At 43.5% G+C, this 643-nt stretch carries 1 protein-coding gene and 1 pseudogene; both read left to right on the top strand.

Annotation, left to right across the window (positions count from 1 at the left end; genetic code table 11):
- The first annotated feature begins 39 nt into the window (after nt 1-39).
- The gene (locus OU793_RS24815) at nt 40-417 is read left to right on the top strand and encodes a hypothetical protein (protein ID WP_023623402.1); all 378 of its coding nucleotides are present in this window, start codon (nt 40-42) and stop codon (nt 415-417) included.
- A gap of 16 nt (nt 418-433) precedes the next feature.
- A pseudogene (locus OU793_RS24810) lies at nt 434-643 on the top strand (hypothetical protein); the annotation flags it as partial.

Raw genomic sequence — 643 nt, 5'->3', positions numbered from 1 at the left:
GGCGCATCTCTGCGCCTCAAATAACCTAAGGAATACGCCATGCCAACTCGGCAAAAACAAGATTGGTTAGCATTAACATTCATGACAGCCATACTTATCCTTTTTTGCTACCCCATTTTATTAGGGCTAGCCTTCGCTATATCCGCCTCAACATTTGATGAAGCCAACAACGTTGCACTCTGTTTATTAGTGCCATCGCTGTTATGGCTATTAAAATGGTCTTGCCTGGGGCGAGTTTTTTATCAAACGCAAATGATCTACTCTCTGATAAGTTGGTTCATCTTAGCAATGGTCTCAATTCAACAGTTACAGATTGTCCATAATGCGGGTTTGAATGAATGGTCTATCATCTTCATTGCGACGACCTTACTTATTCTTGTTGATAGGCTATACGCCTTTTCTCGCCCCAAACAGTAGTTTAACGGACATCATCATGAAAATCCCCACAACCATTGCGTTCGGACTGATGTTAGCCTTGGGATGGTATGCTTCCGGTTATCGTATCAATCTCACGCATTCATACCCCCTCGGCCTTTATCAGCTTTCCAAAACAAACCAATATCAGCAAGGGGATTTAGTGGCCTTCTGTCCGCCTCCTAGTGCGGTTATTGAGCAAGCGCTTAAGCGCGAATACCTAAAATAC

Source organism: Vibrio sp. VP6 (assembly GCF_028823755.1).
Lineage (GTDB): Bacteria > Pseudomonadota > Gammaproteobacteria > Enterobacterales > Vibrionaceae > Vibrio > Vibrio parahaemolyticus.
Note: the sequence above shows the minus strand (reverse complement) of the source record. Positions and strands in the feature narration are given on the sequence as shown.

Bases quoted from the DNA above. Each gene is read 5' to 3' on its own strand.
- OU793_RS24815 (WP_023623402.1), top strand. From the start codon at position 40: ATGCCAACTCGGCAAAAACAAGATTGGTTAGCATTAACATTCATGACA.